Origin of the sequence: Sphingobium sp. (genome assembly GCF_033795625.1) — a bacterium.
Taxonomy (GTDB): Bacteria; Pseudomonadota; Alphaproteobacteria; order Sphingomonadales; family Sphingomonadaceae; genus Sphingobium.
In genome coordinates this window covers 15625-36630 of sequence record NZ_JARYGI010000030.1, presented here as the reverse complement: position 1 = coordinate 36630, position 21006 = coordinate 15625, and the positions used below count along the sequence as shown (strand labels likewise).

At 62.5% G+C, this 21006-nt stretch carries 21 protein-coding genes; 6 read left to right on the top strand and 15 right to left on the bottom strand.

What is annotated here, in order from left to right; translation table 11 throughout:
• Positions 1 to 30: 30 nt before the first annotated feature.
• Positions 31 to 2925: a M16 family metallopeptidase gene (locus QHC67_RS14040; protein WP_319295289.1), complete on the top strand. Its 2895-nt coding sequence runs from the start codon at positions 31 to 33 to the stop codon at positions 2923 to 2925.
• A gap of 30 nt (positions 2926 to 2955) precedes the next feature.
• On the opposite strand, the gene hslU is transcribed toward QHC67_RS14040, so the two are convergent.
• Both hslU and hslV read right to left on the bottom strand, forming a co-directional pair.
• Positions 2956 to 4257: an ATP-dependent protease ATPase subunit HslU gene (gene hslU, locus QHC67_RS14035; RefSeq protein ID WP_319295288.1), complete on the bottom strand. Its 1302-nt coding sequence runs from the start codon at positions 4255 to 4257 to the stop codon at positions 2956 to 2958.
• Between the two features lie 54 nt (positions 4258 to 4311).
• The gene (hslV, locus tag QHC67_RS14030; protein WP_319295287.1) at positions 4312 to 4854 is read right to left on the bottom strand and encodes an ATP-dependent protease subunit HslV; all 543 of its coding nucleotides are present in this window, start codon (positions 4852 to 4854) and stop codon (positions 4312 to 4314) included.
• A 203-nt stretch (positions 4855 to 5057) separates the two neighbouring features.
• Between hslV and QHC67_RS14025 the strand changes: the two genes are divergently transcribed.
• Complete coding sequence (locus tag QHC67_RS14025; RefSeq protein ID WP_319295299.1) at positions 5058 to 5246, top strand: hypothetical protein; 189 nt, start codon at positions 5058 to 5060, stop codon at positions 5244 to 5246.
• Between the two features lie 40 nt (positions 5247 to 5286).
• Complete coding sequence (hisI, locus tag QHC67_RS14020; protein WP_319295286.1) at positions 5287 to 5664, top strand: phosphoribosyl-AMP cyclohydrolase; 378 nt, start codon at positions 5287 to 5289, stop codon at positions 5662 to 5664.
• Positions 5665 to 5666: 2 nt separating this feature from the next.
• Here hisI and QHC67_RS14015 read toward each other — a convergent pair whose 3' ends face one another.
• Together QHC67_RS14015 and QHC67_RS14010 are read right to left on the bottom strand one after the other, a co-directional pair.
• Complete coding sequence (locus tag QHC67_RS14015) at positions 5667 to 6491, bottom strand: alpha/beta hydrolase (RefSeq protein WP_319295285.1); 825 nt, start codon at positions 6489 to 6491, stop codon at positions 5667 to 5669.
• A 94-nt stretch (positions 6492 to 6585) separates the two neighbouring features.
• On the bottom strand, positions 6586 to 8871 hold the full coding sequence (locus QHC67_RS14010) for an ATP-dependent helicase (RefSeq protein ID WP_319295284.1): 2286 nt from the start codon (positions 8869 to 8871) through the stop codon (positions 6586 to 6588).
• Between the two features lie 163 nt (positions 8872 to 9034).
• Here QHC67_RS14010 and QHC67_RS14005 point away from each other — a divergent pair, with 163 nt between their 5' ends.
• A complete protein-coding gene (locus QHC67_RS14005) occupies positions 9035 to 9436 on the top strand; it encodes a Fe-S oxidoreductase (protein WP_319295283.1) in 402 nt (133 codons plus the stop codon).
• A 63-nt stretch (positions 9437 to 9499) separates the two neighbouring features.
• Here QHC67_RS14005 and rsmD read toward each other — a convergent pair whose 3' ends face one another.
• Both rsmD and QHC67_RS13995 read right to left on the bottom strand, forming a co-directional pair.
• Entirely contained in the window at positions 9500 to 10042 is a 543-nt protein-coding gene (gene rsmD, locus QHC67_RS14000; RefSeq protein WP_319295282.1) for a 16S rRNA (guanine(966)-N(2))-methyltransferase RsmD, read from the bottom strand.
• Positions 10039 to 10896 carry a pseudouridine synthase gene (locus QHC67_RS13995; protein ID WP_319295298.1) on the bottom strand — a complete coding sequence of 286 codons (858 nt, stop codon included), beginning with the start codon at positions 10894 to 10896 and terminating at the stop codon, positions 10039 to 10041. Before QHC67_RS13995 ends, rsmD begins: the two co-directional genes overlap by 4 nt.
• Positions 10897 to 11070: 174 nt before the next feature.
• Between QHC67_RS13995 and QHC67_RS13990 the strand changes: the two genes are divergently transcribed.
• Both QHC67_RS13990 and QHC67_RS13985 read left to right on the top strand, forming a co-directional pair.
• Complete coding sequence (locus QHC67_RS13990) at positions 11071 to 11532, top strand: response regulator (RefSeq protein ID WP_319295281.1); 462 nt, start codon at positions 11071 to 11073, stop codon at positions 11530 to 11532.
• Positions 11533 to 11612: 80 nt separating this feature from the next.
• Complete coding sequence (locus QHC67_RS13985; protein ID WP_319295280.1) at positions 11613 to 12950, top strand: AmpG family muropeptide MFS transporter; 1338 nt, start codon at positions 11613 to 11615, stop codon at positions 12948 to 12950.
• Here the strand turns inward: QHC67_RS13985 and QHC67_RS13980 are convergent.
• The 9 genes from QHC67_RS13980 to purB all read right to left on the bottom strand — a co-directional run bounded on the left by QHC67_RS13980 (position 12935) and on the right by purB (position 20793).
• Positions 12935 to 13294, bottom strand: a complete 360-nt coding sequence (locus tag QHC67_RS13980) for a DUF6628 family protein (protein WP_413818547.1) — start codon at positions 13292 to 13294, stop codon at positions 12935 to 12937. The genes QHC67_RS13985 and QHC67_RS13980 overlap by 16 nt on opposite strands.
• A 191-nt stretch (positions 13295 to 13485) precedes the next feature.
• Complete coding sequence (locus tag QHC67_RS13975) at positions 13486 to 14805, bottom strand: folylpolyglutamate synthase/dihydrofolate synthase family protein (protein WP_319295278.1); 1320 nt, start codon at positions 14803 to 14805, stop codon at positions 13486 to 13488.
• Positions 14806 to 14828: 23 nt separating this feature from the next.
• Positions 14829 to 15680 (bottom strand): acetyl-CoA carboxylase, carboxyltransferase subunit beta, encoded by an 852-nt coding sequence (gene accD / locus QHC67_RS13970; RefSeq protein ID WP_319295277.1) that lies wholly within the window; start codon positions 15678 to 15680, stop codon positions 14829 to 14831.
• Positions 15677 to 16495: a tryptophan synthase subunit alpha gene (gene trpA / locus QHC67_RS13965; RefSeq protein WP_319295276.1), complete on the bottom strand. Its 819-nt coding sequence runs from the start codon at positions 16493 to 16495 to the stop codon at positions 15677 to 15679. Before trpA ends, accD begins: the two co-directional genes overlap by 4 nt.
• Complete coding sequence (gene trpB / locus QHC67_RS13960) at positions 16492 to 17736, bottom strand: tryptophan synthase subunit beta (protein ID WP_319295275.1); 1245 nt, start codon at positions 17734 to 17736, stop codon at positions 16492 to 16494. Before trpB ends, trpA begins: the two co-directional genes overlap by 4 nt.
• Entirely contained in the window at positions 17733 to 18374 is a 642-nt protein-coding gene (locus QHC67_RS13955) for a phosphoribosylanthranilate isomerase (protein ID WP_319295274.1), read from the bottom strand. Before QHC67_RS13955 ends, trpB begins: the two co-directional genes overlap by 4 nt.
• Positions 18375 to 18415: 41 nt before the next feature.
• Positions 18416 to 19090 (bottom strand): orotidine-5'-phosphate decarboxylase, encoded by a 675-nt coding sequence (gene pyrF, locus QHC67_RS13950; RefSeq protein ID WP_319295273.1) that lies wholly within the window; start codon positions 19088 to 19090, stop codon positions 18416 to 18418.
• Positions 19087 to 19401: a lipopolysaccharide assembly protein LapA domain-containing protein gene (locus QHC67_RS13945; protein ID WP_319295272.1), complete on the bottom strand. Its 315-nt coding sequence runs from the start codon at positions 19399 to 19401 to the stop codon at positions 19087 to 19089. The genes pyrF and QHC67_RS13945 overlap by 4 nt, the downstream gene beginning before the upstream one ends.
• 75 nt (positions 19402 to 19476) lie before the next feature.
• Positions 19477 to 20793 (bottom strand): adenylosuccinate lyase, encoded by a 1317-nt coding sequence (purB, locus tag QHC67_RS13940; RefSeq protein WP_319295271.1) that lies wholly within the window; start codon positions 20791 to 20793, stop codon positions 19477 to 19479.
• Positions 20794 to 21006: the final 213 nt, after the last annotated feature.

Genomic DNA, 21006 nt, shown 5'->3' with positions numbered 1-21006 from the left:
TTCCGCAAAATGCCGCTAGGCTGGCGCGATATGACATTCCCCCTCCGGCGCGCAGCCACTTCGCTTTCCGTCCTCGCTTTCCTGCTGACAGCTTTACCAGCGACGGTTCACGCCCAGAACGCCGCGCCCGCCGCGGCTTTGGGAGGGCAGAAGGATGCCGCGCAGAAGCGCCCGTGGCTCTACGAGAACAGCGACGTTCCCATCGATCCGGAATGGCATTTCGGAACGCTGCCCAACGGTGTGCGCTACGCCGTCCGTCGCAACGGGGTTCCGCCGGGCCAGGTCGCCATTCGCCTGCGCATCGATGCGGGGTCGCTGATGGAGCAGCCCGACGAACTCGGCTTTGCGCACTTCATGGAGCACCTGACCTTTCGCGGCTCCAAATATGTGCCCGATGGCGAGTCCAAGCGGATCTGGCAGCGGCTGGGCGTGACCTTCGGCAGCGACAGCAATGCGCAGACCACGCCGACTGGCACGACCTATGCGCTGGATTTGCCGCAGGCGACGCCGCAGGGTCTGGACGAGAGCATGAAGATCCTTTCGGGCATGATGACCGACCCGAACATCGTCGACAGCGCCGTCAATGCGGAACGATCTGTAGTGCTCGCGGAGAAGCGTGAGAGCGATGGTCCCGGCACGCGTGTCAGCGATGCCACTCGCGCATTCCTGTTCGCCGGCCAGAGGATGGAAAGCCGCTCGCCGATCGGCACGCTTCCGACGCTGAACGCCGCCACCGCCGCGCGTATGGAGGCGTTTCACCAACGCTGGTATAGGCCCGAAAACGCGGTCATCTCCATTGCGGGCGATATCGATCCGGTCGCTGCCGAAACGCTGATCAAGAAGCATTTTACGGCGTGGACTGCGGCGGGGAAGGCCGAGCCGCTTCCCGACTTTGGCGATCCGGACCCCGCGAAACCTGCGGCCTCTGTGATCGTCGAGCCCGGTGTGCCTACCGGATTGAACTATGCCTTCCTGCGCCCATGGCGGCCGCGGGCGGACACGATCATCTACAATCAGGACAAGCTGACCGACGCGCTGGCGCTACAGATCATCAACCGGCGGCTTGAGCAGGCAGCCCGCAGCGGCGGCAGCTTCCTGCAGGCCAATGTCGAGCAGCAGGATGTTGCGCGGTCGGTGGATGGCACTTTCGTCAGCATCATGCCGGTCGGGTCCGATTGGGCGAAGGCACTTACCGACGTCCGCTCTGTGATCGAGGACGCCCGGGCCACGCCGCCCAGCCAGGCGGAGATCAACCGCGAATATGCGCAATTCGACACCGCGCTCGCCATACAGGTGGAGAATGCGGGGACCGAAGCGGGCTCAAAGCAGGCATGGGATCTGGTGAACGCGGTAGATATTCGAGAGACTACAGTCAGCCCGCAAGCGGCGCTCGATATCTTCCGTGGCGGCAAGGCGGCGATGACGCCCGACAAGCTGCTCGCATCGACGCGGCGGCTGTTCACGGCGGATGTCTCGCGCGCATTGCTCATGCTCCCCGCACCTCAAGCGGATGCGCAGGCGAAGCTGACTGCCGCACTGAAGGCGCCTGTAGTCGCGGCGACCGGCGCGCGTCTGAGCGATGACGCCGTGACGATGGCCGACCTTCCCAAGCTAGGCGCGCCCGGAAAAGTGGTGTCGCGGGCACCTATGGGCGTTCTTGGGCTGGAGACGATAACTTTCGAGAACGGCGTCAAGCTGACGCTGTTCGCGAACGATGCCGAGCCGGGCAAGGTGCGCGTGAATGTGCGCTTCGGTCATGGCCAGCAGGATTTCTCGCCGAACAGGCCAGTGCCCAGTTGGGCCGGCGGCTATGCGCTGATGGCGGGCGGCATCGGGAAGCTCGGGCAGCGCGGTCTGGATGAGTTGACCAACGGCAGGCGTCTCGGGTTCGACTTTTCGGTCGATGATGACGCGTTCGAGTTGACGGCCGTGACTCGTCCCGCCGACTATGCCGACCAGTTGAAGCTGTTCGCCACGAAGCTCGCCTATCCGGGCTGGGATCCAGCGCCCATTGCGCGGGTGAAAGCGGGTATGGCGGCGGCGTACGATACGCTGTCCACGTCCGCCGACGCCGTTTTGGGGCGCGACCTCAATTGGCTGCTTCATGCCAAGGACGTCCGCTACCGGACACCTGATAAGGCCGAAATCGCGGCGCTGACGCCACAGGCGTTTCGCGCCGCCTGGGAGCCGGTGCTCGCGTCCGGACCGATAGAGATCCAGATCTTCGGCCAGGTCAAACCGGAGGATGCGATCACGCAGGTGGCCGCGACGTTCGGGTCCCTGCCTGCTCGCCCGGACAAGCCAGTGCCTGCCGCCAACCGTGTCATGCGCTTTCCCGCGCATATTGCGACGCCGCTAGTGCTGCGCCATCGCGGCGACAAGGATCAGGCGGCGGCGGTCATGGCTTGGCCGACTGCGGGCGGCTTTGCGAATTCACGGGAGAGCCGGCAGCTTGAGATACTGGCGCAGATATTCAACGATCGGCTGTTCGAGAAGCTGCGGTCGACGGACGGCGCGGCTTATTCGCCAAGCGTCCAGAACAACTGGCCTTTCTCGTCCGACAGCGGCGGATATATCTTGGTGAACAGTCAGGTGAAGCCGGAGAAAGTCGGCTACTTCTTCCAACTGATCAAGGACACGGCTGCCGACCTCGCCGCGCGGCCAGTCAGCGACGACGAACTGCAGCGCACGGTCGCGCCCATGCGGCAACTGCTGTCACGCGCCAGCACCGGCAATGCGTTCTGGATGCAGCAGACCGAGGGGGCGGCTCGCGATCCGCGCTACGTGGAGGTCGTCAACAATATGGGCCGCGACCTGCTGAGCGTCACGCCTGCCGATGTGCAGGCGCTGGCGAAGAAGTATCTGGTGGCTGGCAAGAGTTGGTCGGCGGTGGTCCTGCCGGAAGGCGTCGCCGCAGGGAAGTGATGGGGCAGGGGCGGCTGCCCCTGCCTTTCCTTACAGGATATATTTGCTGAGGTCGGTGTTGCGCGCGATCGAGTCCAGTTGGCTTGAAACGTAGCTGGCATCCACGACCAACGTTTGCCCCACGCGATCCTCGGCGTCGAAGCTGACTTCCTCCAGCAGCTTTTCCATGACGGTCTGCAAACGACGCGCGCCGATATTTTCAATCTGCTCGTTCACTTCGGCGGCCACTTTGGCGACGGCACGGATGCCGTCCGGCGTGAGGTCGATGGTCAGCCCTTCGGTCGCCAGCAGCGCCTTGTACTGTTCGGCAAGCGAAGCCTTGGTGTCGGAGAGGATCGCGACGAAATCATCTTCCGTCAGTGCCTTCAACTCGACGCGGATCGGCAGGCGACCCTGCAACTCCGGCAGCAGATCGCTGGGCTTGGCGACATGGAAAGCGCCAGACGCAATGAACAGGATATGGTCCGTCTTCAGCGGTCCATATTTGGTAGCGACCGTCGTGCCTTCGATCAGGGGTAGCAAGTCGCGCTGCACCCCCTCACGGCTGACCGAGCCGCCGCGCACGTCGCTGACGGCGATCTTGTCGATCTCGTCCAGGAAGACGATCCCGTTCTGCTCGGCATTGGTGAGCGCGACGCGGGCGACATCGTCCTGATCCAGCCGCTTGTCCTGTTCTTCCTCGACCAGTTTGTCCCATGCCTCGGGCACGCGCATCTTGCGACGCTTCTTCTGCTGCTGGCCGAATGCCTTGCTCATCATGTCGGACAGGTTGATCATGCCGACCTGTCCCCCCAAGCCGGGAATTTCCATCGGCATGGAAGGCGCGTCGGCGACCTCCACTTCGACTTCCGCTTCGTTCATCTGGTTGGATTCGATGCGGGAGCGATAGGAGAGCCGCGTGGCTTCACTCGCTTCCTTGCCGGTCAGTGCATCCAGCAGGCGGCCCATCGCCGCTTCGGACGCGGCTTCCCGCACGGACTCGCGGCGGCGATCGCGCTCAAGCCGCACGGCTTCCTCGACCAGGTCGCGGGCGATCTGCTCGACGTCGCGGCCGACATAGCCGACTTCGGTGAACTTGGTCGCCTCGACCTTGACGAACGGCGCATCGGCCAGCTTTGCAAGACGACGGCTGATCTCGGTCTTGCCGCAGCCGGTGGGGCCGATCATCAGGATGTTCTTGGGCGTGACTTCGTCGCGCAATGCGGCGTCCAGCTTCTGCCGGCGCCAGCGATTGCGCAGGGCGACCGCGACCGCGCGCTTGGCGTCGGTCTGGCCGATGATGTGCGCATCGAGCGCAGCCACGATGGCTTTGGGAGTAAGTGCGTCGTTCATTCTAATCTCCCCCCTCCTGGGCGGGAGGGGCAGGTTTTCAGGATAGGGATAGTGTCAGGTAGCGCTGTCCAGCGCTTCCAGTGTCAGTTGATCGTTCGTGTACACGCACACGTCCGCCGCAATGGCCATCGCCTTTCGGGCGAGCACCTCGGCATCGGCTTCATATTCCACCAGCGCGCGCGCGGCGGCGAGGGCGAAATTGCCGCCCGATCCGATGGCGGCGACACCGCCTACCGGCTCCAGCACGTCGCCATTCCCCGTCAGGATCAGCGTCACATCCTTGTCAGCGACGATCATCATCGCTTCCAGGTTGCGCAGATATTTGTCCGTCCGCCAGTCTTTCGCCAGTTCGACGGCGGCGCGCATCAGCTGTCCATTATGCCGCTCCAGCTTTGACTCGAGCCGCTCGAAGAGAGTTAAGGCATCAGCCGTCGCACCGGCAAAACCGCCGATCACCGAACCGTCATGCAGACGACGCACCTTCCGGGCGTTGGGCTTCATGACGGTCTGACCCATGCTCACCTGACCGTCGCCAACGACGATCACGCGACCATTTTTTCGAACCGACAGGATGGTGGTGCCATGCCACACCGGCATGCTGCTGTGATTATCTCCGCTCATGGCGGTGATATGGGTGGAGGGCAGGCCGGTCGCAAGAAGGTCCGCGCCACTGCATAACAATCTGTCGCAGTAGTAGCACATGTGAGGAACAAGCTCCGGCTGCGCGTGTTGACATGGTGCGTCGCAGCATAGAACTTGGTCGCTAAGGACCACGGATGCGAATCGTACGGGAGCCAAGCATGTCGCTGAAAGCCAGAGCGCAGGAAAAGATCGAACGCGCGGGAATTGCCAATTATTCCTTCGATGACGATAAGCTGATCCTGTGCGGCGTGCGCTACTCGATCGATGCCTGCACTTGCGGGGACGCCGATTGTGACGGTGTGCAGCTGCAGCGGCTGAGCGAAGCATCCGGACAGACGCTGCAATAATCCGCTTGGGCAACTCCGGCGTGCGCCTTATAGGCCGCGGATGGACAAAGAGGCTTCCAATTCCCGCGAGACTGGGCGGACACTTGACCCGAAATGGGGCGCGGCTGGCCTGATTACCGCGGTGGTCACTGACGCGGCGACCGGACAGGTGCTGATGCTCGCGCACATGAACGCCGACGCGTTGGCGTTGACTGTCGAGACCTCTGTCGCGCACTTCTGGTCGCGAAGTCGCAAGAGCCTTTGGAAAAAGGGTGAGACGTCAGGCAACATCCTCAAGGTCGTAGACATCAGGATTGACTGCGATCAGGACGCGGTGTGGATTATAGCACGTGCCGCCGGTCCGGCCTGCCACACCGGCGAGACGAGTTGCTTCTATCGGCGCGTCACAGCCGCCGGGCTGGAGCGTATAGACACCTAGGATCAGCCACTGAGGAAGCTTTTCAGGTCTGCGATCAGCTTGGCCTGATGCGTGACGAAGAGGCCGTGCGGCGCGCCCTCATATTCGACCAGTTGGGAGCGGGCGATGCCTGCAGCCGCAGGGCGGCCGGTCGCTTCTATGGGGACGGTCTTGTCGTCGGTGCCGTGGATGACCAGGGTCGGTACATCGAAGGCTGCCAGATCCGGGCGGAAATCAGTTGTCGCGAACGCGGCAGCGCAGTCGAGCGTGGGCTTGAGCCCCGCCTGCATCGCCAGACGCCACGCCCACTCGATAATCTCGTCGCTAACGGGATGGCTGATGATGCCCTGGCCGAAGAACTGCTTTAGGAAGGCACGCATGAAGGCCGGGCGGTCTGCCAATATACCCTGCGTCATATCGTCGAACGTCTTCTGCGACACGCCATTGGGGTTATCGCCGGTCTGCAGCATATACGGCACGACGGATGAAACCAGCGCGGCTGACACGAGGCCTGCGCCGTCGTGACGCGACATATATCTCGCGACTTCGCCGCCGCCCATGGAAAAGCCGATCAGCGTCGCATCTTCGGTAATGTCGGCGGCTTCCATGACATCGGCCAGATCGTCGGCGAGGGTGTCATAGTCATAGCCGTCCCAAGGCTGATCTGATCGCCCGAAGCCACGGCGGTCATAGGCAAGCACGCGGTATCCCTCCTCGGCTAGCGCATTGGCGACAGGGTCCCAGCTATCGCTCGACAGAGGCCAGCCGTGGATGAGGATCACCGGACGGCCTTCGCCCCAATCCTTCACATAGAGATCGACGTCGTCCCGCGTGGCGATGTAGGGCATGAAGCATCCGTTCGATTATTGGTGACGGCTGCTAAACGATGGACGGGCAGGGGAGTTGCATCATGCAGACATTGTCGCCCCAATTACGCGCGGCTCATCCGAGGGTGACGAAGCTGTCCATCACGCGTTTGCGGCCCGCGGTTTCGAAGTCGATTTCCAGCTTGTTGCCTTCGATTTCCGCCACTGTGCCGTAACCGAATTTCTGGTGGAACACGCGCAGACCCACGCTCATGTCGCTGCGGCCCTTGTTTCCAAGCGAGACGGCGGAGACGCGGGCCTCGACCACACGCGTCGGTTCGCGCGTGAACTGCCCGCCGGTGGCGGCGCGCTGCCAGCCGGGGCCGCGCCCGGCGCCCCGCACGACATCGGCGAACGGATCTTCCCGCTCGGACCAATTCGCGCGCCAGAGCGATGCGCCGCCGCTCATGCTGCTCTCTTCGGAAATGTGCGCCTTGGGCAATTCTCCGACGAAGCGGCTGGGAATGGAGCTGGTCCACTGCCCGTAGATACGCCGGTTGGCGGCATGCAGGATGATGCATTTGCGCCGCGCGCGGGTGATCGCGACATAAGCGAGGCGGCGTTCCTCCTCGAGCGAAGCGATGCCGCCTTCGTCGAGTGCGCGCTGCGAGGGGAAGATGCCCTCTTCCCAACCGACGAGGAACACGGTGTCATATTCGAGGCCCTTGGCGGCGTGGATGGTCATGATCGTGACCTTCTGGCTGTCCGCCTGCGCCTCGTTATCCATGACGAGGCTGACATGCTCCAGGAACGCTCCGAGAGTCTCATATTCCTCCATGGCGCGGACGAGTTCCGTAAGGTTCTCCAGACGTCCGGCCGCTTCGGTCGAGCGTTCGGCCTGCAACACGGCCGTATAGCCGCTCTCATCGAGAATCTGGCGGGCGAGTTCGGGATGCGGCAGTTGCGCCGCCTTGTCGCGCCAACGCGCCAGATCTCCAATGAAGTTCCCGAGCGCGCGGCGCGCCTGCGGGGTGAGTTCGTCGCTATCAAGGATGCGCGCGGCGGCAAGCGTCAGCGGAACGCCCTCGGCGCGGGCGAGGCGATGGAGCTTCTCGACTGCCTTGTCGCCAAGTCCCCGTTTGGGGACATTGACGATCCGCTCGAACGCCAGATCGTCTGATGGTTGATTGACGAGGCGCAGATAAGCGAGCGCGTCGCGGATTTCTGCGCGTTCGTAGAACCGAAACCCGCCGATGATCTTGTAAGGCAAGCCGATCTGGATGAACCGATCTTCGAACTCGCGCGTCTGGTGCTGGGCGCGGACAAGTATCGCGACATCGTCCAACGTGCCGCCCCGGCGTTGGTGGTTTTCGATCTCGTCACCGACGCGCCGTGCCTCCTCTGGGCCGTCCCACACGCCCATGACTTGCACCTTTTCGCCCTCAAGCTCGTCAGTCCAGAGCGTCTTGCCGAGGCGTCCGCCATTCTCGGCGATCACCCCCGAAGCGGCGGCCAGGATATGCGGCGTGGAGCGGTAATTCTGTTCGAGCTTGACGATCTTGGCGCCGGGAAAATCCTTTTCGAACTTCAGGATGTTTTCCACCTGCGCGCCGCGCCAGCTATAGATGCTTTGATCGTCATCGCCGACGCAGCAGATATTCTTGCGTTCCTGTGCAAGGAGGCGGAGCCAGAGATACTGGCTGGAATTGGTGTCCTGATATTCGTCCACCATGATGTAGCGAAAGCGTTGCTGATAGTGTTGAAGGACTTCGCGGTCCTTCTTCAGCAATGTCAACATGTGGAGCAGCAAGTCGCCGAAGTCGCAGGCATTGAGGGCAAGCAGCCGCGCCTGATAGGCGGCGTAAAGCTGTTGGCCCTTGCCGTTCGCATAGGCTTCGCTCTCGCCCGCGTCGATGTCCTGCGGCGTCAGGCCCTTGTTCTTCCATCGATCTATCAAGCCGCCCAGCTGACGCGCCGGCCAGCGCTTCTCGTCCAGCCCTTCTGCCTGGATCAACTGCTTCATCAATCGCAGCTGATCATCCGTATCGAGGATCGTGAAATTACTCTGAAGGCCCACCAGTTCGGCATGGCGGCGCAGCATTTTCGCGCCGATGGCGTGGAAGGTCCCCAGCCACGGAAGTCCCTCGACCGCACCGCCCATCATGCGGGCGACACGCTCCTTCATCTCGCGCGCGGCCTTGTTGGTGAAGGTCACGGCCAGGATCTCGGAAGGGTAAGCGCGGCGCGTGGCGATCAGATGCGTCAGGCGCGCCGTCAGGGCCGCGGTCTTTCCCGTACCGGCGCCTGCAAGCACCAGAACTGGCCCCTCCGTAGTCAGTACAGCCTCTCGCTGAGGCGCATTGAGGCCCCGCATATAGGGCGGATCTTGCGGGGACGGACTGTTGGGCAACGCGGAGGTCATGATGAACAATTAGGGAACGGACCGGGGCGGGGCAAGGGCCGATTGCCTGCATTCGGTTCATACCAACACAGGCACAGTTGGGCGCTGATACGGCACGGTAGCGGAACGAGCGATCCGCCCATGTGGTTAACGCTTCACTAATATAACAGCAGAGGATAATCCCATGAAACTCTCGATGCTGATGAGTGCCGCCGCCCTCGTGGTCGCGATGCCAGCGATTGCGCAGGACACCGGCCAGATGGCGCCGCCGCCCCCTCCGGCGGGTGAGGCCCAGCCGCAGCCGCCAGCGCCGCCGAACGACATGAGCGCGCAGCAGATGCCGCAAACAGGCCAGTTGCCGCCCGCCGATCCCGCCGCTCCACCAGCAGGCGAGGCTCCGGTGACCCCCGGCATGGCACCTGATCCTTCGGCGCCAGCACCTGGAGCTACGCCGCCAAGCCCCCCATCGGCCGCCCAGGCTACGCCTGCTCCAGCGGCACGTACGGACTACCCGGTGTGCAGCAAGACGGTTCAGGATAGCTGCATCAATCCGTCCGAGGCACGGAAGGCAAAGCGGAAACGCTAAGCCCCTGAATGGTTCACGAGGGAAGGAGGGTCGGGCCGTAAGGCTCGGCCCTTTCTTTTGCTTCTAAACGATGGTGGGGCGCAGAAGATGAATGCGCGCCTTGCCAATGTCGCGCACCGTCTCCGCCTCGAAACCTTTGACCTCAATGGCTTCCTTGCGATCAGTCTCGATGCTGATCCAGGTCGCGGGGCCAGTCCAGCCGAGCCGCGACAGCTTGTCCAGCGCCACGGCGCCCGCACCCGTGCCATAAGGCGGGTCCATCAGGATCAGATCCAAAGGGGCGGGGGCGCTGCCCAATGCCAGCGCGGAGGTCTGGCGCACATCGGCGCGGATACCCAACTTTTCGGCATTGGCGCGAATGGCATCTACGGCTGCCTTGTCATGCTCCACGAAGATGCAGCTTGCAGCACCGCGGGAAAGCGCCTCGAAGCCCAGTGCACCTGAGCCTGCGAAAAGATCGGCCACGGCGATATCTTCGAAACTGCCAAGACGGCTCGTCAGCATCGAGAACAGTGCTTCGCGCGTGCGATCTGCTGTGGGACGTGTCGTATCGCCCTTCGGAGCCACTAAAGCACGGCCCCGCCATTTACCGGAGATGACTCTCACTTCTTCAGTGTCTTGCGAAATTGCGCAAGGTCATGCTGCCGTACCTCGAACACCTCGCCGACGGGCAGATCCGTCAATTCGAAGATGCCGTAGCGTGTCCGGATCAGCCGATTCACTTCCAGCCCCAGATATTCCAGCACGCGGCGAACCTCGCGGTTCTTGCCCTCGGTCAGCGTCATTTCGATCCACTGGTTGGTCCCGGTGCGCCGCTCCAGATTGGCATGGATGCGGCCATAGCGGATGCCGTCGATCTCTACGCCCATCACCAGTTCTTCAAGCTGTGCCTGACTGACAGTGCCATGCGCCCGTGCGCGATAGCTGCGCTCCACACCCGTCGATGGCAGCTCCATCTGTCGCTTGAACTCGCCATCCGTTGTGAGAAGCAGAAGCCCCTCCGTGTTCATGTCGAGGCGGCCGATCGGCATGACGCGCGGCAGTTCCGCGGGTAGCCGGTCATAGATCGTCGGCCGCCCCTTCGGATCACGCTCGGCCGTAAGGTAGCCAGCAGGCTTGTGAAACAGGAACAGGCGAGTCGGTTCCGGCGCATCGACCGGCTTGCCATCGACCGTCACGCCCTGCAGCGATGCGAGCAGTGTAGCGGGGGTGGTCAGCACTTCACCGTTGAGGGCGATACGGCCCTCCGCTATCATCCGCTCGATCTCACGGCGGGAAGCCACACCCGCGCGAGCCAGCAGCTTTGCAATGCGTTGCGGCTCCTTGCTTCCTTCGCCGGCAGCCTTCGCCCTTGCGGGGTGCGGATTGGGCGGCGTCGGCGTCTTGAGCGCACCTACGCGAGGACGGCGAGGACCGCGTGCGGGACCGGCTGGCCGGAAGGTTTTTTTGGGCGGTTGCAGAAGAAGATTCCTTTCGCCGGAAGCGCCGACGTGCGAATTGGGTAAACAGTGCCAGCGTGCAGGCAGTGTGAAGATTCGGAAACGATCCGGCAAGCAACTGCGTAGGGTTGCCGAGCGTTCATACCTACTCGTCGCCAAGGCGGGCGTGATGGCGGAAATGGGACGAAACGGCAAATGTTTTTCGGCAGGGAGATATCAGGGAATACCGAAGAACCGATCCAGCGCGTGCTGGTGGTCGAAGACGAGGCTCTCGTCGCGTTCGACAACGAGAATTTTCTTGTTCACGCCGGTTATGTAGTGGTCGGAACCGTGGACAGCTACGATGCGGCAATAGGCTTGATCGAAAGCGAACAGATCGATCTTGTGATTGCGGATGTGACGCTGTCGGGCGACAAGGATGGAATAGCGGTCGCCGAGTTCGCCAGCGCGCGCGGCGTACCTGTGCTGTTCGTAACCGGTGCGTGCCCGATAAATGCCCGAAGTCTGGCAGTCGGCTGCCTTTCCAAGCCTTATTCGCAGCGGGACCTTCTTGCATCGATCAAGGTAGTGAACGCAGTAACCCGTTCAAAGCGCGTGCCTCGCTTGCCGAGCGGGCTCAGCCTGTTTCAGACTGGCCCCGATCAGGGCGAGCCTTAAGCGGGGTGATTTGCCTTGGGGGCTGGTCAGGATCGGGAAATTGGCTAGGGTCGCCGTGAAGAGACGGGGATCGCGGCATCATGGCAACACAGACTGAAGCTACTGGCTGGCGCACACATGTGCCCGAAGTGGTGCGTCCGTATACTCAGCGCGCTCCGGTCGCGGCTTTCTTCCTCGGGATTTCATCGGGCTTCCCCTATGCCATGATCGGCGCGACGCTGACTACGCGGCTGGCGCAGGACGGCATCGATAAAAAGGCAGTCACCGCCTTCACCCTGGCGTTCCTTGTCTACAATCTGAAGTGGCTGTGGGCCTGGGTGGTCGACGGCGTGCGGCTGCCTCTGATCGGATATCTCGGCAAGCGCGTGTCGTGGTTGTTGCTGGCGGGTGTGCTGGTGATGGCGGCTGTCGCCAATCTGGCGCTGGTCGATCCCAAAGCCAGCCTGCTCGCGACCGCTTATGCCGCGGTTCTCGTCGGCTTTGCCGGAGCGACGTTCGACATCGTCATCGACGCCTACCGCATCGAGATATTGAAGCCCGAGGAACTTGGCGTCGGCTCCGGCATGACGCAATATGGCTGGCGCATCGGGTCGGTTGCGGCGGGTGCGCTGGCGCTGGTGCTGGCCTCCCGCATCGGATGGAGCGGCGCCTATCTCGCTTGCGCGGTGTTCGCGCTCCCTGCGATGCTGACGGGTCTGCTCATGGGCGAGCCGGAACGGCATCGCGAGCCCCCTGCCAAACGCGCGGCGGGAGAGTTGTGGCAGTCCATCGTGGGTCCCTTGATCGAGTTCTTCCAGCGAAAAGGGGCGTTTCTCGTGCTACTCTTCATCCTGTTGCACAAGATCGGTGACACGCTGGCGAACCTGACCTTCCGCCTGCTCTTCGACGATCTGGGTTTCAGCAATGACGAGATCGCGATCTATGACGTCGGTATCGGCTTCTGGGCCTATCTGATCGGCATATTCGTCGGCGGCATCTTGTACGCCAGAATGGGAATGAAGCGGTCGGTCTTGTTGAGCCTGGTCCTGATGGGCGTGTCCAATTTCAGCTTTGCGGCGCTGGCGTCGGCTGGCCACAGCAACATCGGCATGGCGAGCGCCATTGGCTTCGAGAACTTCGCTAGCGGCATTGGTGGCGTGACCGTGATCGCCTACTTCTCCGCCTTGTGCGACTTGCGCTTCACTGCCGCGCAATATGCCCTGATCTCGGCCGCCGCCAGCATCGTCGGGCGTTTCCTTACAGGCACCAGCGCCGGGTCGCTGATCGAGCGCTTCGGCTATGTCGACTTCTACCTGTTGACGACAGCGCTCGCAGTGCCGGGCATATTGCTGTTCTGGCTGATGATGCGCGCCGGGCTGATCGACGCCAGCGTAGGCACCGCGGGCACGGAGGAGCCCGGCGCTCAGTCGGTGCCGTAAAGATCGATCGGGCATCCGAGATCGGCAAAGCTCTGAGCAACTGCCTGCGCGCAGGTGAGAGCGCCAAGAACAGCCGGGCTGGCCAGCAGCACTGACAGATCGTCATAAGTCTTTTGCGGTTCCCGCTGGCCGGTGCTGAGGGCACGAGTCAGCCGGGCCTCATCCGCCGTCATGCGGATGCAGCAGCAGGGCGCAATCAGGATCCTCCGGTTAGACACGCGCGAGATTTCCAGCATCATGGCCCGCATCAATATCAGCGGCCGACGATAGCTCTTGCCGAAGCTCCCCAGGAGCGCGTTGGCGGCATGCGCGTCATTGACGCCATCGGCCGCCATGCGGCGCATTGCGAACAGGAACAGGCGGCTGCCGTTGGTATGCGGCAAGGGGCGATCAGCCGACGGAGCGGTTGCACGATCGCTCGACGGCGCGGCTTGGCGGGGCAGATGATGAGACATGTGGCGTGCTCCTGTGGCTACAGCAGCAACGATAAAGATTAGCTATTGCGAGTCAATCGCAATAATTTCGGATTGACGGTTTAGTCTGGCAGTTGGTCGTTCCTTTGCAAAACATCCCCCGCCAGATACAGCGAGCCTGCGATCAATATTCTGGCCGGCTGACCGGCGGCGGCGATGGCGCCCATTGCCTGCGTCGCTTCCTCGTGAGCGGAAAAGTCTATGTTCCAACTGTGCGCCACCGCGCCGAAACGATCGGTGCCATGATGATCGTGGCCTGGCACCGGCAGCGCGTGAATGTGCGCTACCTTCCCCTTCAAAGGCGCAAGGAAAGCGTCCACATCCTTGTTCGCGAGCATCCCCACGATCAGGTGCAGCGGCTGCCCTGCTGGTGGCAGAGAATTAAGAAACTTGCCGAGCATCTCCCCGGCCGCAGCATTGTGCCCGCCGTCCAGCCAGACGGTACTGCCTTCGGGAAGCGCATCGACAAGCGGGCCACTGTCCAGGCGCTGGAGACGGGCAGGCCATTGTGCCCAGAGCGGTGCAACTTTAAGCGCCGCCTCCGTTACCGGCAGCGCGTCCTGATGCCGCAGCATGGCAATGGCAAGCGCCGCATTCATCGGCTGATGCGGGCCGGGAAGTCGGGGGAGGGGAAGGTCCAGCTTCCCGAGCGCGTCCCGATAATGCAGTCGTTCGCGGTAGACGGCAGCATCCCATTGCGACCCCATCGGCAGCCACTTCGCCTGCGCTGACGTGGCAGCGGCCTCTATGACCGGGGACAGGGAGGTGCTGTAGCGGGCTGTGACGAGAGGGACGCCCGGCTTTGCGATCCCTGCCTTCTCCGCCGCAATCTCCGAAAGCGTGTTGCCGAGGAATGCCTGGTGATCGATCCCGAGTTGCGCGATGCCGCACACGGCAGGGGAGCGCAGCACATTGGTCGCATCCAGCCGACCACCCAGGCCCACCTCGATGATGCATGCATCGGCGGGATGCTGCGCGAATGACAGAAACGCCACCGCCGTCGTGACTTCGAAGAAGCTCGCGCCAATGCCATCCGCGTGGTCAAGTACATGCTCAAGATAGTCCGCCAGCATCGCGTCGCTGATCAGCGCCCCATTGATGCGAATGCGTTCGTTGAAGCGGACCAGATGCGGGGACGTGAAGACGTGGACGCTTTTCCCATCCGCTTCCAAAGCCGCGCGCAGGAAGGCGCAGGTAGAACCCTTGCCGTTGGTGCCCGCGACGTGGAACACCGGCGGCAGGCTAAGATGCGGATTGCCGATCCGCTCCAGCAGCTGTGTGACGCGCTCCAGCCCCAGCACGTCCGCCCCCGGAGAGAGCGACCAGAGGCGGTCCAGCTGGGCTTGTACCGCAGGGTCAGTCGAGGTCGCGTTGTCGGGCATGGAACCCCTCGGTAGGCAGAAGGCTATGCGGCTTGTGCCGGCCTCAGATAATCCGCGACATTGGCCAAAGTCGCCCGCAGATCGCGACGATGCACGACCATATCGATCATGCCATGTGCCAGAAGATATTCTGCGCGCTGGAAGCCTTCGGGCAGCTTCTCGCGGATCGTGTTTTCGATCACGCGCTGTCCCGCGAAGCCGATAAGGGCATTGGGCTCCGCAATCTGGATATCGCCGAGCATCGCATAGCTTGCGGTGACGCCGCCGGTCGTCGGATCGGTGAGCACGACGATATAGGGCAGGCCCGCGGCATGGAGTTTCTGGATAGCGGCGGTTGCACGAGGCATCTGCATCAGCGACAAAATGCCCTCCTGCATCCGCGCACCACCTGCAGCAGTGCAGATGACATAGGGCGCATTATGGGCAATCGCTTCCTCGATTCCCTGCACGAAGGCGGCGCCGACACCCATGCCCATCGAGCCGCCCATATAGGCGAAGTCCTGAACGCCTAGCACGACTGGCTTGGCATCAATGGCGCCGCGTGCGTTGATGAGCGCATCCGTTTCGCCGGTGGCCGTGCGGGCAGCCTTAATGCGGTCGGTGTATTTTTTGGAATCGCGAAACTTCAAGGGGTCTTCACGAACCGTCGGCGTCGGCAGCACGACGAAGCCGGGGTCGAGCAGTTGGTCGAACCGCGCCTTGGGCCCGATCCGCCCATGATGATCGCACTTCGGGCAGACGGAGAGATTTTCTTCCCATTCGCGGGTGAAGATCATCTGGCCGCAGCTGCCGCACTTATGCCAAAGCGTGTCGGCGCCTTCGCTCCGCTTGGGGATGAAGGGAATGGCGTTGCGGACGCGATTGATCCAGCTCATGCGACGGGTTCTCGTGCTTGAAGCGCCGCGCGGAGCGACGCCACATATTCCTGAACGAAGGGCGGCGCGGCGCTGCCATGGGAGCCGACGACATCGATGATGGCGGAACCGACCACCACGCCGTCAGCCACGCGCCCGATAGCAGCGGCCTGTTCGGGCGTGCGCACGCCGAAGCCGACTGCAACCGGAATGTCGGTGGCGGCCTTCAGCTTGGCGACCGCATTTTCGATGCTCGCTTGCTGCGCCTGCTGCTTGCCGGTGATCCCCGCTACGGACACATAATAGAGGAAACCACTGGCGCCATCCAGCACTGCGGGAAGGCGGGCAGTGTCGGTCGTTGGCGTCGCCAGCCGGATAAGGTGCAGCCCGGCATTACGCAAAGCCGGACCGATTTCCTGATCCTCTTCGGGCGGAATATCGACACAGATCACGCCATCCACGCCTGCCTTCAACGCCTCGGCCGCGAACCAGCCGACGCCGCGACGCAACATGGGATTGGCATAGCCCATCAGGATCAGAGGCACATCGAGATGGCGCTGACGAAAAGCGGCGGCGATGCTTAAGATATCAGCGGTCTTCGTGCCAGCGCCCAGACTGCGCAGGTTGGCCAACTGGATCGCAGGCCCGTCCGCCATCGGATCAGTGAACGGCATGCCGAGTTCGATGATATCCGCGCCGCCCGACACCAGGGCATCGAGGATGGCGGCGCTATCGCCCGGTGTCGGATCGCCCGCGGTCACGAAAGTGATGAGAGCGGCGCGGTTTTCGCTGCGGCATTTTGCGAAACAGGCCGAGAGACGATCGGTGGCAGTCACATCTCGACTCCCAGGGCTTCGGCGACCGTGAAGATGTCCTTGTCGCCACGACCGCAGAGGTTCGCGAGGATGATCTGGTCGCGATCCATCTCCCGCGCCTTGCGCGCCACAGCGGCGATCGCGTGGCTGGGTTCCAGCGCGGGGATGATGCCTTCGGTCCGGCAAAGAAGCTGGAACGCGTCGAGCGCTTCGGTATCCGTCACCGACTCATACTGGACGCGGCCGATATCCTTCAGCCAGCTATGCTCCGGACCGATGCCGGGATAATCGAGCCCCGCCGAAATGCTGTGGGCTTCGGCGATCTGTCCGTCTTCGTCCTGTAGCAGGAACGTCTTGTTGCCGTGGAGAATGCCGGGCAGGCCGCCCGCCAGCGACGCGGCATGCTCGCCGCTGTCGATGCCATGTCCCGCCGCTTCGATGCCGAGCATTGCCACGCTCGCATCATCCAGAAACGGATGGAACAGCCCAATGGCATTGGAGCCACCGCCGATCGCTGCCACCAGCAAATCGGGCAAGCGGCCCGCGAGTTCCTGTATCTGCTCGCGCGCCTCCCGACCGATGACAGACTGAAACTCACGCACAAGTTCGGGATAAGGGTGCGGTCCGGCGGCGGTGCCGATGATGTAGAAGGTGTCGTGAACGTTGGCGACCCAGTCGCGCAGCGCCTCGTTCATCGCGTCCTTCAGCGTCCGCGCGCCGCTCTGCACGGCGATCACTTCCGCCCCCAAAAGCTTCATGCGGAACACATTGGGTTGCTGGCGTTCGATATCGCGCGCGCCCATGTAGATGACGCAAGGCAGGCCGAAGCGTGCCGCGACCGTAGCCGTAGCCACGCCATGCTGACCGGCGCCCGTCTCCGCGATGATCCGCGTCTTTCCCATCCGCTTGGCGAGCAGGATCTGGCCGATGCAGTTGTTGATCTTGTGCGCGCCGGTGTGATTGAGTTCGTCGCGCTTGAACCAGACCTGCGCGCCCTTGCCTTCAGGTGCGCTCTCCCGCAGCGTTTCCGTCAGCCGCTCCGCATAATAAAGCGGGCTTGGGCGGCCCACATAATGCTTCATCAGCCAGTCGAATTCCTCGTGGAACGCAGGATCCGACATCGCCGCGCGATAATGGCGGTCCAGGTCGAGGATCAGCGGCATCAATGTTTCGGCTACGTAACGACCGCCGAACTGGCCGAAGTGGCCAGTCTCGTCGGGCTGCGCGCGGAAGCTGTTTGCGAGGGGTGTTTGCTGGGTCATGATTGTGAAACCGCTTTGCAGAAGGCGGCGATCTTGTCCACATCCTTGATGCCCGGCGCGCTTTCCACTCCCGACGACACATCGACAAGCGGCGCGCCGGTAATCGCGATGGCTTCGGCAACGCTGTCGAGATCGAGCCCGCCCGAAAGGCCCCAGGACATGGGAGGCTGGAATCCGCTCAGCAGGCTCCAGTCGAAGCGCAAACCCATGCCTCCGGGAAGAGAAGCGCTATCCGGCGTCTTGGCGTCGTACAGCAGGAAGTCGGCTGCTCCAACATAATGCTGCCCTTCGTCGAGGTCTGCGCGGGTCTTGACGGAAATCGCCTTCCATATGGGCAGACCGAAACGCGCCCGGATAGCAGCCACGCGAACGGGCGTTTCCTTGCCATGGAGTTGAATGGCGCTGACCCCGGCATGCACCGCCTGGTCCACCACTTCGTTATCCGGATCGACCATCACACCCACTGCAGTCACATGCCGGGGAACCCGCGCTGCCAAACCAGCCGCTTGCTCGAAGGTTACGTGCCGCGGGCTCTTAGGAAAGAAGATGAAGCCGACATGCGTTGCGCCGGCCTTCAGCGCAGCATCAATCGTTTCCGGCGTCGAAAGGCCGCAGATCTTGGTGGCGAGTCGGGACATTCATGGGCTTTAGCCGCTGATGCTTCACCGGCAAAACGCTACTATAGCGTCGCTTCGATTTCTCGCGCCGCCAGATCGGGGTCGCGCGCCAATGTGATGGGGCGGCCGACGACCAACATGGATGCGCCGCGATCCAGCGCCTCGCGCGGCGTGACGGCACGCTTCTGGTCGCCCATTGCGCCTCCCGCCGGGCGAACACCCGGAACGACGAAATAGCCATCGTGCCAGGCGTGCTTGGCGATGGCGACCTCTTCGCCGGAGCAGACGATGCCATCACACCCGGCGCTGCGGGCAAGGTCGGCCAAACGTGCGACTTGATCCTCGGCGCGGGCGCTGACGCCGATGTCGGTGAGGTCGTTATCGTCCAGGCTGGTCAAGACCGTGACCGCCACGACTTTCGTGTTGAGCCCTGCGGCGGCCTTCGCATTCTCCAGCATGGCCCGACCACCAGCAGCATGCACAGTCAACACAGCTGGCTCCAGAACATGAAGCGCCTGAACGGCCTTGGCGACGGTGTTAGGGATGTCGTGAAGCTTGAGGTCGAGAAAGATCGGCAAACCAAGCTTGGCCATCTCATGAACGCCGTGATGACCATTGGCGCAGAAGAATTCCAGGCCCAGCTTCAGGCCCCCGACATGGCGTCGAACCTGCGAGGCGAGGCCCAGCGCCTTGTCGAGGTTAGGCGTGTCGACTGCAATATAGATCGGGCTGGTCATAGGATGCTTGGCTCGGCTGCGCCATTTCCGTGCGGAACGACCGCTACCGGAGGAGGGGGGGAAGCCGTTACAGCAGCCAATGCCTTTTCCGAAGCATCAAGACGCTTACGCAGGCTCCATCGCGTAGCTCGCAAGGCTATCCAAAAGGGAACGGCGCCCAGCAGGAACGCGAGGATCATCAGGATCGGCAACTTCACGTCCGCGACCAAGTCGCCCCACAGCTTGACCGGCACCGAACTCCAGTTCGCCTTGCAGAACAGAGCAATTGCGACGGCAACGACCACCCAGAACGCCGTTTTCAGGAATTGCATCCAGATCCCTCCTGCTCTTGGTGCGTCAGTCTAGGAGATTTTGCGCCAAGGTGCCACCCCTGCACGGCGAGTGGATCAGCTCTCGCCAAAAACCCGGGCGAAGATCGTGTCGACATGCTTGTAATGATAGTCGAGGTTGAACTTGTCCTCCAGCTCCTGCGCAGACAAAGCGGCGGTGACTTCGGGATCGGCCTTCAGCAGTTCCAGTAGCGACAAAGCCCCATCGGACTCCCATACCTTCATCGCATTACGCTGAACCATGCGATAGCTGTCTTCGCGGCTGACGCCCGCCTGCGTCAGGGCTAGCAGCACCCGTTGCGAGTGAACAAGGCCGCCCATCTTGTCGAGGTTCTTCATCATCCGCTCGGGATAGACGAGCAGCTTGTCCATGACGCCGGTGAGACGCGCCAACGCGAAGTCGAGCGTTATCGTGGCATCGGGAGCAATGTAGCGCTCGACGGACGAGTGACTGATGTCGCGTTCGTGCCAAAGCGCTACATTCTCCATCGCCGGAAGCGCATAGGCGCGCACCATGCGAGCGAGGCCGGTCAGGTTCTCCGTCAGCACCGGATTGCGCTTGTGCGGCATTGCCGACGAACCCTTCTGACCAGGTGAGAAATACTCCTCCGCCTCCAGCACTTCGGTGCGCTGCAGATGGCGGACTTCGACGGCCAGTCGCTCGACCGAAGAGGCGATGACGCCCAGCGTCGCGAAGTACATGGCATGACGGTCGCGAGGAATAACCTGGGTGGAGACGGGCTCTACCGACAGGCCAAGCTTGTCGGCAACATGGACTTCCACTTGCGGATCGATGTTCGCGAAAGTGCCGACCGCGCCGGAAATCGCACAAGTGGCGACATCCTCACGAGCCGCAACCAGACGCGCGCGGCACCGGGAGAACTCCGCATAAGCCTCAGCCATTTTCAGCCCGAAGGTGACGGGTTCCGCATGAATGCCGTGACTGCGGCCAATGGTAGGCGTCAACTTGTGCTCGAAGGCCCGGCGCTTGAGAACGGCCAGGAGCGCATCGATATCTGCGATGAGTATGTCACTCGCGCGGGTGAGTTGCACCGCCAGGCATGTGTCGAGCACATCGCTCGACGTCATGCCCTGATGCATGAAACGCGCTTCGTCTCCGACGTTCTCCGCAACCCAGGTGAGAAAAGCGATCACATCATGCTTCGTGACGGCCTCGATCGCGTCGATCGCTGCCACATCGATCGGTGGGTTCGTGGCCCACCAGTCCCATAGCGCCTTGGCAGCGGAAGGCGGCACAACGCCCAATTCAGCGAGCGCCTCTGTTGCATGCGCCTCAATCTCAAACCAGATACGAAAGCGGCTTTCCGGTTCCCAGATCTTAGTCATTTGTTGGCGGGCGTAACGCGGGATCATTGGCGAATCCTGTCTGGGAAGAAGTCGCAAGCCGCCTAGCAGTCAGGATGCAGACGAGCAATGCGGCACCGTTCGTCCTGCTTGCGTGCGGAATCGGGGACGAGGCGAACCATTACGGAGGCGGATGGCATGACGGGCGGGAACGATCCTTATGACCCTCGGTTGGTTCCTCGCAAATTGGACGCTTCTGAAAAGTGCTGGCTTTGGCCGCAG